General features: G+C 59.9%; 4 protein-coding genes. All 4 read right to left on the bottom strand.

Features of this window, described 5'->3' with window-relative positions; translation table 11 throughout:
- Window positions 1-7: 7 nt before the first annotated feature.
- Entirely contained in the window at window positions 8-4,456 is a 4,449-nt protein-coding gene (locus tag ACY1JZ_RS03560; protein ID WP_462628099.1) for a type I polyketide synthase, read from the bottom strand.
- Window positions 4,443-11,210, bottom strand: coding sequence for a non-ribosomal peptide synthetase (locus ACY1JZ_RS03555; RefSeq protein ID WP_462628098.1), 6,768 nt, complete (start codon window positions 11,208-11,210; stop codon window positions 4,443-4,445). The genes ACY1JZ_RS03560 and ACY1JZ_RS03555 overlap by 14 nt, the downstream gene beginning before the upstream one ends.
- A gap of 13 nt (window positions 11,211-11,223) precedes the next feature.
- Window positions 11,224-14,784, bottom strand: a complete 3,561-nt coding sequence (locus ACY1JZ_RS03550; RefSeq protein WP_462628097.1) for a non-ribosomal peptide synthetase — start codon at window positions 14,782-14,784, stop codon at window positions 11,224-11,226.
- Window positions 14,785-14,906: 122 nt separating this feature from the next.
- Window positions 14,907-16,220, bottom strand: a complete 1,314-nt coding sequence (locus ACY1JZ_RS03545; protein WP_462628096.1) for a glycosyltransferase — start codon at window positions 16,218-16,220, stop codon at window positions 14,907-14,909.
- Window positions 16,221-16,227: the final 7 nt, after the last annotated feature.

Raw genomic sequence — 16,227 nt, 5'->3', positions numbered from 1 at the left:
TCCTCCTTTAAGATGTTTTCCGTTCATTTTGTTCATTTCGTTCATTTTGTTGATACAACTGATCCAGCTCGCGTTCCAGATCATCAAGCGAAGAGGCATCCAGTCCACGCAACAGCTCTTCCAGCTCATCCTGCCCATCTGCTTCGCCAGTGCCCAGCGCGGCCTGCACTTGCTTGGTTACACCGCTGACGGTGGGCTCATCGAACATGCTCTCTATATCCAGTTCAATGCTGAAATGCTCCCGAATACGGGACACCAACTGGATGGCAAGCAGCGAATGGCCGCCTAATTCAAAGAAATCGTCATCGGGTTGAATCGTCTCGATCCCGAACAGCTCACGCCATATGATGGCAACCTGCTCTTCTGTGCTGCGCCCATCCGTCTTCACCACGCTGCCCATGGACAGCTCTAGCTCTTCAGGCATTTCCTGTGGTTCAGCCTGCCCATCCACGGCTGGAGCGGCGAGGATAATATGGGGCAAGGGGCGCTCCAGCACCATTCCGATGCTAGCCGAGATGTCCTCCTGTGAACGGCTCTTTCGATCTGCCACAATGTTCAACACCAGATTGCCTGTCGTCCTGGAGAGTGCACGGCCTGCGCGAATCAGCCTGTCTTCCCACAAGCTCCGGGACAGGGACGAATCATCCTGTGCGCTCTGATCCGACAGACAGAGGACGAATTCGGGCGTGTTGTCCGCTAGCCATGGCCTAATGGATTCCAGTTGCCGACACGTGTCACTCGCCGCACCGAAGCCGAGGATGATGCCTCTTACCTCCTGCGAGACAGACTGCAGCGCCTTGGCGATGGGAATCTCCCCATTACCGACTTCTACCGTCTCGATAGCAATCGTCCACTCCTGTGAGACGAGCTTGTCAGCCAGGAAGGGGTCCTCAGCAAGCCATAGCGCGTAATCCCGGCCTGGCTGGCTAATGAAGGTGAAATGCCGCAAGCCGTGGTTCGACAGCTCGGCCATGACGGACTTGTTCCATTCGTCTGGCTGACTGCCGAAGATTACTGTACCTGGTCTGGCGACAGAGACGGCGACAGAGCTGATGGCGGATATGGTGGCGGGGCTGCCAGGCGAGACGCTGAGCGGCAGCGGATGCGCCTCCATCTCCAGCACATAGCGGTGCATGCCTCTGTAGGCAGCATCGGACTCGGCGATTTCCTGACGAAGCAGCTCATCTAACCAGCGATCGATCATCGCCGTGCGCCGTGCTCCATGTCCAGAGATAACGGCTATATCCAGCCGATTCAGACCACCGAGTGGAGCCAGCTCAGCCATGTCGCGAATCGCCGCGAGAAATTGCGCACGCTCCTCGCGCTCCTCCTCTTGTTGCGAGATGGCAACCGCACCGCTCGTGACCACCCGGACAAGCGGCGCAGCGGCGTGCTCCTCCAGTAACAGCTCGCGCACCAGTTCCCCCACGATGGAGGCTGAATAGCTGCCGTCAGCCAGGAAGATGATGGCTTCTGGAGTCTCCCCCGTCTCGTCACGGTAATGCTGAAGCGCTGACCGGGCATCGGCAGCAGCCGCGTGTGCGACTACGGGCAGCCGGGAGCGCAGTCCTTGCAGAAGCAGATGGGCCAGCTCACCGCTCTCCTCCACGGTATCCCCCAGTACAAGCACCCCCTTGCTTATCTGTACGGCAGGAGATAACGGGCGAGTAAGCCGCCACACAGGGGAATGGAACAGCTCCCTGATCGGTCGAACGGCATCCCCTCCAGTAGCTGGAGCACTCGGCAGCGGGGCAGCTCCCGCCCGATGTCCCTGTGTCACCCAGTACGACTTGCGTTCAAATGGATACGTTGGCAAGGGCAGTCGGGTGAGCCGCTGGCGATTCGCCATAGCATGAGACGGCCAACGGATCGCGACACCCTTCAGATACAGGCGGCCGATCGCCTGCAGCCAGATGCGACGGTCAGACTGGCGATCCTTCGGATGACGCAGTACAGAGCCGATCAGCAGTGACTCATCCATCCCGCTGCATCGCTTGATCAGAGAGGTTAGCGATTGCCCGGGCCCGACCTCCAGCCATACTGTATGCTCATCCGCCAATGCTTGGACGCCGCTCATGAAGCGGACAGTGCTGCGTAGCTGCTCGCCCCAGTAGCGGGCGCTAACGGCCTGCTCCGGCTCGATGAGTGCTCCGGTTACATTGGAGATGTAGGGGATTCGGGGTGCCCGTTTCGTGATGGTCTCCACTTCCTTGATGAAGGGTTCGATGATCGGGTCCATCATCTCCGAATGAAACGCATGCGAGGTGACCAGCAGCCGATTCTCGATCCTGTGCGTGTCCAACTGTGCTTTTGCATGTTGAATCTGCTCCTTCGCTCCAGCAAGGACACACATCCCCGGCGCATTGACAGCAGCCAGAGACAAGGGGCTTAACGCTTCGCCGAGATAGCGCTCCAGCTCCTCCTCCGCGAGCGCGACAGAGAGCATCGCCCCTGCCGGCATGCTCTGCATCAGCTTGCCGCGAGTGGTTACGAGCCGCAAAGCCTCCTCTAGTGTGAACACCTCTGCGATGCAGGCGGCTACATACTCGCCTATGCTGTGGCCGATCATCACATCGGGCCAGATGCCCCAGGCCTGCAGCAGCCTGGCGAGGGAGTATTCGACGGCGAAGATGGCTGGCTGCGCAAGCGCCGTCTGCTGGAGCTCGGCGGAAGCTGCGTCATGGCTGCTGTCCGAAGCCCATAGCAGCTCTTGGAGGTCGGCGCCGATGAGAGGCCGCAGCAGGCGGCAGCACTGATCGAACGCTTCGCGGAAAGCCGCCTCCGACGCATACAGCTCCTTCGCCATGCCGACATACTGTGTGCCCTGGCCAGGGAACACGAAGGCAATGCGAGGAGGAGCGGGCGCTGCGACACCGCGCTGATAGGTTGCGCGTGAAGCGCTGCCTGCCTGCTCTGCCAACGCATCGGCGGAGTCGGCAATGAAGAAGCTGCGGTGTGCGAATGCCTTCCGCCCCTCCTGCAGCGTATAGGCGACACTGTCCAGGCAAACCTCAGGGCAGGACTGCACATAGGAGGCCAGCCGCCGCTCCATCTCCTCCAGAGCCGACCCGGTTTTGGCCGATAGCACGAACAGCCGCTCCCGTCGGGTGTTCACCGCTGACACGGGTTCACAGGCAGAAGCTGCATACTCCTCCAGCACCACATGAGCGTTCGTACCGCCCATCCCGAAGCTGCTGACAGCAGCGCGCCGTGGATGCTGGCGATCAGCCGGCCAATCCCGATGCTGCGTATTCACATAGAACGGACTATCTGTAAAAGGTATATTCGGATTAGGTGTACGAAAATGCAGGCTTGCCGGAATCTGCCTGTGGTACAGGGATAACACCGCCTTGATAAAGCCCGCCACACCGGATGCTGCTCCCAGATGTCCGATGTTCGACTTGACCGAGCCGATCGCGCAATAGTTGCTGTCAGGCAACGAGCCGCCGGACATGGCGCGATACGCCTGAGTCAAAGCCGCTATCTCGATCGGGTCACCCAGCGGGGTGCCTGTCCCATGCGCTTCCACCATCCGAATGGTAGCCGGATCGATCTCTGCGACCGCCAGCGCGTCCACAATCACCTGAGACTGCCCGGTCACACTGGGAGCGGTGTAGCCGACCTTGTCGGAGCCGTCATTGTTGATTGCGCTGCCTTTGATGACCGCATAGATGGTGTTGCCATCCGCTTCGGCCTCCTCCAGCCGCTTCAGCGCTACGACGCCGGCGCCATTGCCGAAGATCGTTCCGCTTGCAGCCGCATCAAATGGTCGGCATTTGCCATCGGGGGAGAGGATGCCTCCCTCCTGATACATATAGCCGGCAATCTGCTGAGAGCCGATCGATACCCCGCCTGCCAGCGCCAGGTCACATTCCCCGCTAAGCAGGCTCTGGACGGCCAGATGAATGGCGACCAGCGAGGTCGAGCAGGAGGTTTGCAGCGTGACGCTCGGTCCAGTCAGATTCAGCTTGTAGGACGCGCGGGTCGCTAGATAATCCTTATCATTGCCGTGACGCAGACTCATCTCGCCGACGGTCTCGGCTAGCTGCGGATTGTCGAACAACTGCAGCATATAGGTGCTCAGGAACGCTCCGGCATAGACCCCGATGCGTCCATTGAAGGTGTCCGGCACCGTCCCGGACAGCTCCAGCGTTTCCCAGACCAGCTCCAGAAAGATACGATGCTGCGGGTCCATAATCTCTGCCTCTTTCGGTGTCAGCCCGAAAAATCCGGCATCGAACGCATCGATACGGTTTAGCACCGCGCCCGCCTTGACATAGCCCGGCTTGTTCAGAAGCGCCGAATCGATGCCAGCTCCCAATAATTCCTCATCTGTAAAGCTTCTGACGCTTTCCTTGCTGCCAGATAGGTTCATCCAGAATTCCTCTACATGCTCTGCCCCTGGAAAGCGACAGTTCATCCCGACAATCGCAATCGACTCGTTAATTGTATTCATTGTTATTCCACCTATCTGTTTGTTGATGATTGACCTGCAGCCTCTCGCGCCGCTGGCGCAGGGCATGCTGCCTTTTATGTGCTCGTTCCGCAGAAGCGGATATATCGATGCTCGGCGCTTCAATACGGGCCAGATGGGCAGCTAGCGATTGTATGGTCGGATACTGGAACAGATCAACGACCGGGATGTCCCGCTCCAATTGTTCAGCCAATCGACTCTTCACAGCGAGCAGCAGCAAGGAATGCCCCCCGATCTCGAAGAAATGATCGTAGATGCCGACCTGCTGCCTGCCGAGCAGGCTGCACCACACCTCACTAATCGTCCGCTCCAGCTCCGTCTGCGGCAATACGGCTGCTGTATCCTGCAGGCTCAAGCAGGCGGCGGGGTCAGGGAGCCGCTTGCGATCGACCTTGCCATTGGGTGTCAGAGGCAGACACTCCACCGCGATGAACACAGCCGGCATCATATAGGCCGGGAGCTTGACCCGCACATAAGCACGCAACTGCTGCGGACGGAGTTCGCGGCTGGTCATATAGTAGGCTACCGGCTGGACATCGCCTGCCGATGTCCAGGGAAGGACCACATTGGCTTGAATGTCGGGATGTGAGGCGATGACAGCTTGAATCTCGCTCAAGTCCACCCGCATGCCGCGGATTTTCACCTGATCATCGAGACGCCCACTGATCGCTATCGATCCGTCAGGCAAGTATTCACCGAGATCGCCTGTGAAGTACAGGATGTCATCAGGGTCCTTCGTAAAGGGATTGGGAGCGAATGCTGCACGCTGCTCTGCATTAGCCTCCAGATAACCGAGACTTCTGTACGGCGTGCGGATGACAATCTCTCCTGTCTCGCCTATGCCGCATAACTGGCGCTCCGGGTTCAGAATGATCAGTTGGGTCTCCGGCAGCGGCTTGCCGATCGGCTGAATGCCCTGCTGCAGCTCATGGCCAGGCACAATATAGCAGCATTTGGCGAGCGTGGTTTCGGTCGGGCCGTACAGGTTGATGAAGGTGGTGTGTTCTCCCCACCGTTCACGCCAGGTGCGGATGAGTGCGCCGGTCAGCGGTTCCCCCGCAAAGAATACGTATCGCAGTGTTGGGGCTCCTGCCCCCGATGTCGCTGTGCTCAGCCACGATTGAGCGAGCGCAGGCACCGTATGCAGATACGTAATACCCTCCTGCTGCATCCAGGGAAGAATGGACACAGCAGATACATCCTCCTCCTGATCAGGAAGGATCAGCGCCGCTCCGCTCGTTAGTGGAAGGAATAGATCCCGCAGCACAACATCGAACGACAGGCTGGTCAACTGTGCCCCCCTGTCTCCTGGTCCGATCCCGAATCGCATTCGCTGCCAGTCCAGAAAGTGCGACAGTCCGCTATGCCTGCCCACGATGCCCTTAGGCTTGCCTGTGGTGCCGGAAGTGAAAAAGATATAGGCCGCATCGTCTGCCTGTATCGGAGAAGCAGTCCCATCACCCATGTCTGGCAATGTGAGGGTCATCTGATCCTTCAAACCCTCCAGCCCTTCGTCCACCAGCAGCAGCGCAGAGCCAGCGAATCGCTGCAGCAGCAGCTCATCTCCAGAACGCGGCTGGCCGATATATAGGAGCCAGCTTGCGCCTGAAGCCCCGAGCCATTCCTCCCTCCGTTCTGGAGGCGTATGCGCCGCAATCATCAGTATCGTCCCGCCTGCGGCCAGCGCGCCAAGCGTGCTCGCAACCAGGCCGAAGCTCCGTAGTCCGGCAATGGCGACAACGTCGCCGCTCTTCAGCCCCCTGGCGGTTAGATCACCGCCTATCGCTTGCGTAGCACGAAGCAACTGTCCATAGGTCAGCTCACGCCCCCGTTGCTTCACTGCAACCATCGCATGAAGTTGTCTGGCAACTGCTGCGAAGGTGTCAGGAACAGAGCGGAAGGGTCGGGTCGCGATCGGAGCGCCAACATCTGGCAAGCGTGTCACGCTGGAGGCTGTTACGAGCGAATACGAACGAATGGGACGATTGTCCTCCTCGATGATCCGGGCAACCAGCCCGCCGAATTGCGTGAGCAGCTCCTCCATTCTTGCTGCGCTGAACAGGTCTGCCCGATAAGACAGCTCCAGCGCCAGACCATCCTCCTCCTCCTTCACGTAGAGCGTCAAGGCGAACTTGGCCTGAGGCTCCTCCTGCTCGAGCGTCGTCCATGATAGCGTGTCTACGGTCTCCCCCGGCTCTGCTGCCTCCGACGCATGGATATAGTTCAGCATTACATCATAGATCGGGTTGCCGCTGAGCTTCCGCTCGGGCTGGAGCAGCTCGACCAGCTTTTCAAATGGCATTGATTGATGCTCATAGGCTCCCAGACAGACGGTGCGCACTTGAGCGAGCAGCTCCAGAAATCGAGGATTGCCGGACAAATCGACACGCAGTGCGACCGAGTTGATGAAGCAGCCAATCAAGCGCTCCAGCTCTGGCCGCTCACGCCCCGCGACCGGGGCGCCGATCACCACATCCTCCTGTGAGCCGATCCGTCCGAGCAGCACGCTGAACACGGCGAGCAGGAACATGAACGGCGTCGCACGCTCACGGCGGCAGATGTCAAGCATGGCCTGCGATGCAGGCTGCTCGATCCGTCCATAGGCGATCCGACCGCGCGGGAGGGGGTGCTGCGAACGCTCATAGTCCCGCGGCAATTCAAGCACAGGAAGCTCCCCACCTAGTTGCTCCAGCCAATAGTCGCTTAGCCTCTTGCTCTCAGTCTCCCAACTGTTCTGCTGCCAGGCTGCATAGTCTCCGAATTGCAGGGCAAGCTGCGGGAGGTTGGCCGCAACTCCGAGCGTAGCGGCATGGTAGAAGTGATTTAATTCCCGGATCAGAATTCCAATCGACCAGCCGTCAGACAGAATATGATGCTGGCAGATCAGCAGCAGGTATTCTTGCTCCTGAAGCCTTAGCAGGCTTGCCCGCAGCAGCGGGCCATGAGCCAGCTCGAACGGCTGCTCGGCTTCGCGCCTGCTGCGCTCACGAACCTCTACCGCTTGTTGATCTGCGCTCAACTGGCGCAAATCATCCATAGGCAGGTGCATGGAGAGGAACGGAAGCACGTATTGCATCGGTTCGGTATCGCCCCGGATGACGGTTCGCAGCGCTTCATGCCGCTCCAATACAGCATTGAAGCTATGGCGCAATCGTTCTACATCTAATGGACCAGTAATCTGAATGGAAGCAAAAATATGATAGGCTGTACTGTCCGGGTCCATCTGATTCAGCAGCCATAGTCGCTTTTGCGTATAGGATAGCGGAAGTCCCCCGGCTCGCGCTGCCAGCGGAAGCGGTGTAATCACCGTGCGGCTGTCATAGGCCGGCTCAGCCACACCCATCGCTTCAGACAGCTCCGATATAGTCGGATGCTCGAACAGCAGCCGCAAGGTTAGCGATGTGCCCAGCTCTCTGCGCATCCGGGAGACGGCTTGCATCGCCAGCAGAGAATGACCGCCTCGCTCGAAGAAATGGTCATGTATGCCCACCCTCTCCACCTGTAGCACCTCTGCCCAGATCGCCGCCATCGCCTCCTCCACTGCATTGCGGGGAGCCGCATAGCTCTCCTCTCTCCCGCCGCCAGCCCTCTCCTCCGGCTCCGGCAGCGCCTTCCGGTCTACCTTGCCATTAGGAGACAGGGGCAACTGCTCCAGCCGCAGCAGCGTCTCCGGCATCATGTACTCCGGCAGCCGTTCCTTCAGCTCCTGCCGCAGCGCCCGCAGACGCTCCTCGTGCAGGTGGCGTGCCGAGTCCGACTCGCCTTCTGCACCATGCGAGTCACGGGCCCGGACTAGCTGCTGCTGATCCTGCTGCTGATCCGTGTCGCGCCCTCCTCCGCTCTCCGCGGCTTGTCCCGCGCCGCCGAGAGCCACTTCCGCTGGTGCCGTAGCCTCCATCGTCTCCAACACAACATAGGCGACCAGACGTTTCGCGCCCGGACGATCTTCCCTTGCCACCACTGCGGCATCCTTGACACCTTCGCACAGCCGCAACGCTGCTTCGACCTCTCCCGGCTCGATCCGGTATCCCCGAATCTTCACCTGATGATCTCTCCGACCCAGGTACACGATCGTTCCATCCGCCAGATACAGCGCCAGATCGCCGGTCCGGTACAGCTTCCCTGTCCCATAGGGATTTGGCACGAACTGCGTAGCCGTCCTCTCCTCATCGCCAACATACCCGCCGCCTACCTGCACCCCTGCAAGGCACAGCTCTCCGATTGCCCCGGCAGGCAGCAGTCCCAGCCCTTCATTCAGGATGTAGGCCTGCGTGCCCGGTACGGGGCGTCCGATCGGCACCGCCTTCCCGGCCAGCTCCTCCAGCCGTTCCACGATGCCGTATACCGTCACATCGGTGCATTCTGTCGGCCCGTAGGTGTTCACGATGCGAGCTCTGCACGACTCCGATGACGTCCATGCCAGCAGCCGTTCCGCTGCGATCGCCTCCCCTCCGAGAAATACATAGCGCAGCGTCTGCAGCTCGCTGTACCCGCTCGGCTCGCTCTCCTCCAGCAGCGGATAGAAGGCGCTCGGCGTGCCGTTCCATAACGTAATGCCATGCGTATCGATCAGCGATGACACCTCGGCCGGATCGTATACACCTGATGGCAGCAGCACCAGCTCGCCCCCTGTCATCAGCGGGGCGAAGATATTCTTCTGCGTCAGGTCGAAGCTCGGCGACGAGACGAGCAGCACCTTATCCTGCTCGTCCATTCCGAAGGCCTCTGTGTACCACTTCAGCAGGCTCGCGAATCCCTTGCGGTATACGATCGCTCCCTTCGGCAGCCCTGTCGAGCCGGAGGTGAAGATCACATACATCGTATGCGCTGCACTCGCTGACGCTGCCGGGTTCGTCTCCGCCTCCCGGCTGAGCAGCGCAGCATCCCGGTCCAGCAGCACCAGCTCCGCTCCCTGCTCCGCAGCGGCCTGCGCCAGCCTCTCGCCCCCATCCGCCTCGTCCAGCTCTGCCTGCCTGCTCACCAGCGCCTGCACCTTTGCACTGCGGAGCATATACGCCAGCCGTTCGGCGGGCAGCGACGGGGCGAGCGGCACATAGGCGCCGCCTGCCTTGGCTACCCCCAGCAGCGCCACCACCAGCTCCACGCTGCGCTCCAGGCAGATGCCTACTCGCATGTCCGGGCCGATCCCGATCGCTTGCAGCCGATGCGCCAACTGGTTTGCTCGTCGATTCAGCTCGCTGTAGCTGAGCCGTTGCTCTCCGCATCTGACCGCTGTCCGCTGCCCATGACGCTCTGCCATCGCTTCGATGCGCGACAGGAAGCTCGGCTCCTCCGTCAAGGCGCTGCCTCCTTCAGGCGAGAAGTTCCATTCCTGCAACTGCTGAGCTGTCTCTGCCGATGTCAGCATCGACAGACGGGAAATAGCAGCGTCGGGGTTGACCGCAATGCTGGCAAGCAGCTCTGTGAAATGACGCACCATCCGCTGGGCAGCCTCGCGCTCGAATGCATCGGCTCGATATTCCAGCAGACCGGACAAGCCGTCTTGCGACTCCTCCAGATCAAGCGACAGATCGAACTTGGCCGAGTCTCTCTCCACAGGCCACAGCTCGATAGCAAGCCCTGCCGCATCACTGGAAATATGGCGCTGGTGAACGGTAAACATCGTCTGGAAGATCGGCGTGCGCCCGAGCTGCCGATCTGGCTGCACCATCTCGACGACCTTGTCAAATGGCACCTCCTGATGGGCAAACGCTTCAACAACGGTCGTTTTTACATCCTCCAGCAGTTGTCGAAAGGTGTGCTCGGGACGTATCTGGATGCGAATCGCAACACTATTGACAAAGAAGCCGACGATGCCTTCAAGCTCCTCCGCCTCTCTTCCCGCGACCGGGGTACCTACGAGCAGGTCCGTCTGGTTCGAGTAGCGGTATAGCCATACATAGTAAGCCGCCAGCAGCGTCATGAAGAAGGTGGCGCCCTCCGCCTGACCGAGCCGTCTCAGCGGCTCGCTCATCTCGCAGGGGATCTGAAAGGCAAGCGTATGCCCCCTATCGCTGACCTGTTCTGTGTAAGGCGACTGACCCGCCAACTGGAGCACCGGCAGCTCGCCCCCAAGCTTATGCCTCCAGTAATCCAGCAGGGGAGCCGCGTCCTCACTGCTCATCCGATCGCGCTGATAATGGGCAAAATCGGCATACTGGATCGGCAGCTCCGGCAAGCCTGCTGCCCTGCCTGAGAGGAAGGAAGGATAAAGCTCAGACAGCTCCCGGATAATAATGCCGGTCGACCAGCCATCTGAAATAATATGATGCATCGTCACCAGGAGCAGATAGTCCGTTGCTTCTAGCCGCAGCAGGCGAAAGCGGAATAATGGCCCTGCCTCCAGGTCGAAGGGCGTGCGAGCCTCTGCAAGCGCAAGCTGTGCAGCATGGGCCTGACGTTCGTCGGCGTTGCTCCCTTCCACCTCTTCTTCCACAAGTGTCCAGCCGTGAGATGGTCTGATGATTTGTGACACGATACCGTCTGTCTCGCTAAAGGTGGTGCGCAGCGAATCATGACGCTCAATGATCGATCGCAACGCATAGTCCAGCGCATCCAGACGAAGCGGCTCGCGAATGCGAAGCGCGGCTGACAGATTGTAGGCGGCCCGATCCTCAAGAAGTTGATCGATGACCCATAGTCTCTGCTGGGCATAAGAGGCCGCGAAGCAATAGACCGCGGAAGCATCGTCTGCTTCCATGTCGATAAGAGGCTGATCCTGAGTCAGATTGTTCATTGTCTCGCTCCTTTCACCCTTGCGGCCGCAGCCGGTATTGTTCACGGGATAGCTTGGGTATGCGCGGTGCCGGCACTGCCTGAACGGAAGCGGGGTCGATGCTTGCACTCAGTTGAGCAATGGTAGGGGCATGGAATAAGCGATGTACCGATAATTCCGTGCGGAACCGGGTTCGCATCCGGGAGACAGCCTGCATCGCCAGCAGAGAATGACCGCCTCGCTCGAAGAAATGGTCATGGATGCCCACCCTCTCCATCTGCAGCACCTCTGCCCAGATCGCCGCCATCGCCTCCTCCACTGCATTACGAGGAGCCGCATAGCTCTCCTCTCTCCCGCCGCCAGTCCTCTCCTCCGGCTCCGGCAGTGCCTTCCGGTCGACCTTGCCATTAGGCGACAGGGGCAACTGCTCCAGCCGCAGCAGCGTCTCCGGCATCATGTACTCCGGCAGCCGTTCCTTCAGCTCCTGCCGCAGCGCCCGCAGACGCTCCTCGTGCAGGTGGCGTGCCGAATCCGAATCGCCTTCTGCACCATGCGAGTCATGGGCCCGGACTAGCTGCTGCTGATCCTGCTGCCGATCCGTGTCGCGCCCTCCTCTGCTCTCGGCGGCTTGTCCCGCGCCGCCGAGAGCCACTTCCGCTGGTGCCGTAGCCTCCATCGTCTCCAACACAACATAGGCGACCAGACGTTTCTCGCCCGGACGATCTTCCCTTGCCACCACTGCGGCATCCTTGACACCTTCGCACAGCCGCAACGCTGCTTCGACCTCTCCCGGCTCGATCCGGTATCCCCGAATCTTCACCTGATGATCTCTCCGACCCAGGTACGCGATCGTTCCATCCGCCAGATACCGCGCCAGATCGCCAGTCCGGTAGAGCTTCCCTGCCCCATACGGATTCGGCACGAACTGCGTAGCCGTCCTCTCCTCATCGCCAACATACCCACCGCCGACCTGCACCCCTGCAAGGCACAGCTCTCCTATTGCCCCAGCCGGCAGCAGCCCCAGCCCTTCATTCAGGATGTAGGCCTGCGTGCCCGGCACGGGGCGTCCGATCGGCACCGCCTTCCCGGCCAGCTCCTCCAGCCGTTCCACGATGCCGTATACCGTCACATCGGTGCATTCTGTCGGCCCGTAGGTGTTCACGATGCGAGCTCTGCACGACTCCGATGACGTCCATGCCAGCAGCCGTTCCGCTGCGATCGCCTCCCCTCCGAGAAATACATAGCGCAGCGTCTGCAGCTCGCGGTACCCGCTCGGCTCGCTCTCCTCCAGCAGCGGATAGAAGGCGCTCGGCGTGCCGTTCCATAACGTAATGCCATGCGTATCGATCAGCGACGACACCTCGGCCGGATCGTATACACCTGATGGCAGCAGCACCAGCTCGCCCCCTGTCATCAGCGGGGCGAAGATATTCTTCTGCGTCAGGTCGAAGCTCGGCGACGAGACGAGCAGCACCTTATCCTGCTCACTCATCCCGAAGGCCTCCGTGTACCACTTCAGCAGGTTTGCGAATCCCTTGCGGTGCACGATCGCTCCCTTCGGCAGCCCTGTCGAGCCGGAGGTGAAGATCACATACATCGTATGCGCTGCACTCGCTGACGCTGCCGGGTTCGTCTCCGCCTCCCGGCTGAGCAGCGCAGCATCCCGGTCCAGCAGCACCAGCTCCGCTCCCTGCTCCGCAGCAGCCTGCGCCAGCCTCTCGCCCCCCTCCGCCTCGTCCAGCTCCGCCTGCCTGCTCACCAGCGCCTGCACCTTTGCACTGCGGAGCATATACGCCAGGCGCTCTGCGGGCAGCGACGGGGCGAGCGGCACATAGGCGCCGCCTGCCTTCGCTACCCCCAGCAGCGCCACCACCAGCTCCACGCTGCGCTCCAGGCAGATGCCTACCCGCGCCTCCGGGCCGATCCCGATCGCTTGCAGCCGATGCGCCAGCTTGTTCGCCCGTCGATTCAGCTCGCTGTAGCTGAGCCGTTGCTCTCCGCATCTGATCGCTGTCCGCTGCCCATGACGCGCTGCCATCGCTTCGATGCGTGACAGGAAGCTCGGCTCCTCCGTCAAGGCGCTGCCTCCTTCGGGCGAGAAGTTCCATTCCTGCAACTGCTGACGTGTCTCTGCCTCTGTCAGCATACGGAGGCTGGCTATCGAGGTATGCTGCTGCTCAGTGACCTCATTTAATAATTGGTGGAAATGATCGTTCATGTGATGAATGGTCGAAGCGTCGAACAGGTCTGAACGGTATTCGATGAAGCCCGAAAGCCCATGCTCTGTCTCCATGATGGAGAAAAACAGGTCGAACTTGGCGGTGTCCGTATCCGCCTCCTCCATCTTGACCTCAATATCGCCAATACGCCCCTCGCCATGCTCCACCTTTTGCAGCTCGAACAGCACCTGATAGATCGGATTAGCACTCAACGAGCGATGGGGGCGCAGCTCTTCTATGAGCTTCTCAAACGGAATGCTCTGGTGTCGGTATGCGTCCATACAGCGCTGCTTGACTCTATCCAGCAGTCGCGAGAACGTCGGCTGGCCTGACAGGTCGGTTCGCAATACGATACTGTTCAAAAAACAGCCGATCAACTGCTCCGTTTCCGGCCATACACGATTGGAGGTCAATGAGCCAACGACAATATCCTCCTGTCCCGTATAGCGATATAACAGGACATTGAAGGCGGCAAGCATCGTCATGAACAAGGTGGCGTCATGCTGCCTGCCGAGCTCCTTCAAGCGCTCCAGCAGCTCCTTCGGATAGTGAAACCGATGAACGCCGCCCCGCGCAGACAGCACGCCCGGTCGCGGTCGATCTAGCGGCAGTGGCGTAATCTGGGGCGCCCCGTCCAGCGCCTGCCTCCAATACGAGAGCTCGGCTTCGAAGCCTCCTGTCTCGGCAGTCGTCCTCTGCCAGCAAGCGAAATCCACATACTGGACAGGCATATCCTGCAACGCGCAGGGACGACCCGTTCGCCGGGCATCGTACAGCTCGGACAGCTCACGGAAGATGATGCCGAACGACAATCCATCTGCCACAATATGGTGCATCGTCAGCAGCAGTTGGAAGCTGCGCTCCCTCTTCTTCAGCAGCACTGCCCTCAGCAGGGGCGCCTCCGACAGCTTGAGCGGCATCGACCGTTCCTCTTCATGAATGCGGGCAATCTCTGCCGCCTGCTCCTCACCGCTTAGCGCGCTGAGGTCCAATCGGGTCACGACTCGCCGCCCCGGGGGCATGATTTGTTGATACGGCACTCCGCCTTGCTCGACATAGACGGTTCTCAGAACCTCATGGCGCTCCACGATCTGATGGAGACACGTCTCGAACCAGTCAGTCTGAAGCTCGCCGTTCAGTTCACAAGACCATGTCGAGTTGTACGTCACCTGCCCCGGCTGAAGCTGCTCCAGAAACCAGATCTGCTCTTGCGCATAAGACAGTGGAAAGAGTCGATCTCCTGGCGCACGCTCCACGCGTTCCAATCGTGGTCGTTCCTGACCTCTGCTCTTGGCCTTCAACTTCAGCATCAGAAGCTGTCTCTGCTCCTCGGATAATTGGTTTAGAATCTCCTCGCGCGAATCGAGCCTGCTCATGGCATTTCCCTCCATGTCCTTATATGCATCTGCATTCTATTCTATTTAACGATTGTTGATCTCCCCATGCTCTGCAGTGACCAAGGTGATCAAGGTAACCAGTCCTTCCGGCTACTTCGCCCTTATGCCTTGGCCTTGCGCGCCACGAGCTTCGCCATGAGCTGCCGTCTGTGCTCCGGGGTCAAGCCTTGCAGGAGCTCGATCGTCTCATGCAGGCTGTCCGTTGTCTGCTGCGGTTCTCCATACTGAAGCTCACCGGATCGTGTCGGTGTCCCTTCCAGTGCCCGGGCCACGATGTCCACCACCAGCTTGTCCGGGTCGCTGTCTCGCATGCGGCAGGAGGCGACTTGGCACGCCTCCTGCACTTGGGGCTGATCGAGCAGTTGCTGTATGGCAGCGGACACATCATCCTTGTTCCAGCGCGAGATGGGCAGGTACCCGCCCGCTCCCAGACCCGATACATAGCCAGCATTGCGTGGCCGGTCGAAGCCGTTGCCGAGAATGAGTTGCGGTATGCCCGCCTGCAACGCTTGCCCGAGTGTTCCGATCCCGCCGTGATGGATAAGCAGCCTCACGCTGGGCATGATCTTGGAGAACGGCAGCCGATCCACATGCAGGATACCCGCAGGCAGGCGCTGTGGAACAACATCGACATGCCGGGTAACGACGATAGCTGGCAACCCCAACGTCTCGCATGCCTCGATGCTAGCTTGGAAGAAGGCAGGCGAGATGGGCGGCGTAGTCGCATGCGTAATCAAGACTGGACGTTCCTCTACGATTTGACTGCGGTAGGCAGCGGGAATTTCTTCCTCATTCTCATGGAGCAGAAAGCCTGCTTTAGTGATGCGCTCACGTTCCGCTGTGTCGCCAAACCAATGGGGCCAGAAGGCCACTCCATGGCTGTAATCCTCCATCAAGCGCTCCCAGTTGCGCACCGGGGCAAGCTCGAATCGCTGCCGAATGCCATTGATCTCCTGTCCAAAATAGCGGCTCATCGTCGATGAGGTCTGTGCCCCTTCCAGAAAGCTTGGCGCGAGAAACACGGTCACATAAGGAATGCGCAGGCGCTCAGCGATCATCTGGGCAAGCACATGGATCATGTAATGGCCGATGAGCAGCGTCTCAGCGCCATCATAGAGCTCCGCTATCCTCCTCGCATTGTCTTCCATTCTGGGGAGCAGATACTTTCGCGTGAAATCAATCCCCGATGCAGGATTCTGTACCTGCACCTGAATGTCCGCGTTCATCATGAGCTGATATTGTGCAGTAGTATCAAATGGCATGAAGGCAAACCCACGCTTCATCGCTTCCTGCTCATAGATGCAATGGGTCACCAAGGTAACCCGATGCCCGTGCTGCTGCAGGACGCTGCCCATACGAATGAACGGGTACAGGTCACCGCCGGAGCCGATCGTTAACATTATGATATGTGCCATAACCTAT

This window comes from Paenibacillus sp. J5 (assembly GCF_054955055.1).
The sequence above is the reverse complement of the archived record's forward strand: the minus strand, read 5'-3'. Positions and strand labels throughout refer to the sequence as shown.

Coding starts and splice junctions, on each gene's coding strand:
- ACY1JZ_RS03560 (WP_462628099.1), bottom strand. CDS start 4,456: ATGAATACAATTAACGAGTCGATTGCGATTGTCGGGATGAACTGTCGC.
- ACY1JZ_RS03555 (WP_462628098.1), bottom strand. CDS start 11,210: ATGAACAATCTGACTCAGGATCAGCCTCTTATCGACATGGAAGCAGAC.
- ACY1JZ_RS03550 (WP_462628097.1), bottom strand. CDS start 14,784: ATGAGCAGGCTCGATTCGCGCGAGGAGATTCTAAACCAATTATCCGAG.
- ACY1JZ_RS03545 (WP_462628096.1), bottom strand. CDS start 16,220: ATGGCACATATCATAATGTTAACGATCGGCTCCGGCGGTGACCTGTAC.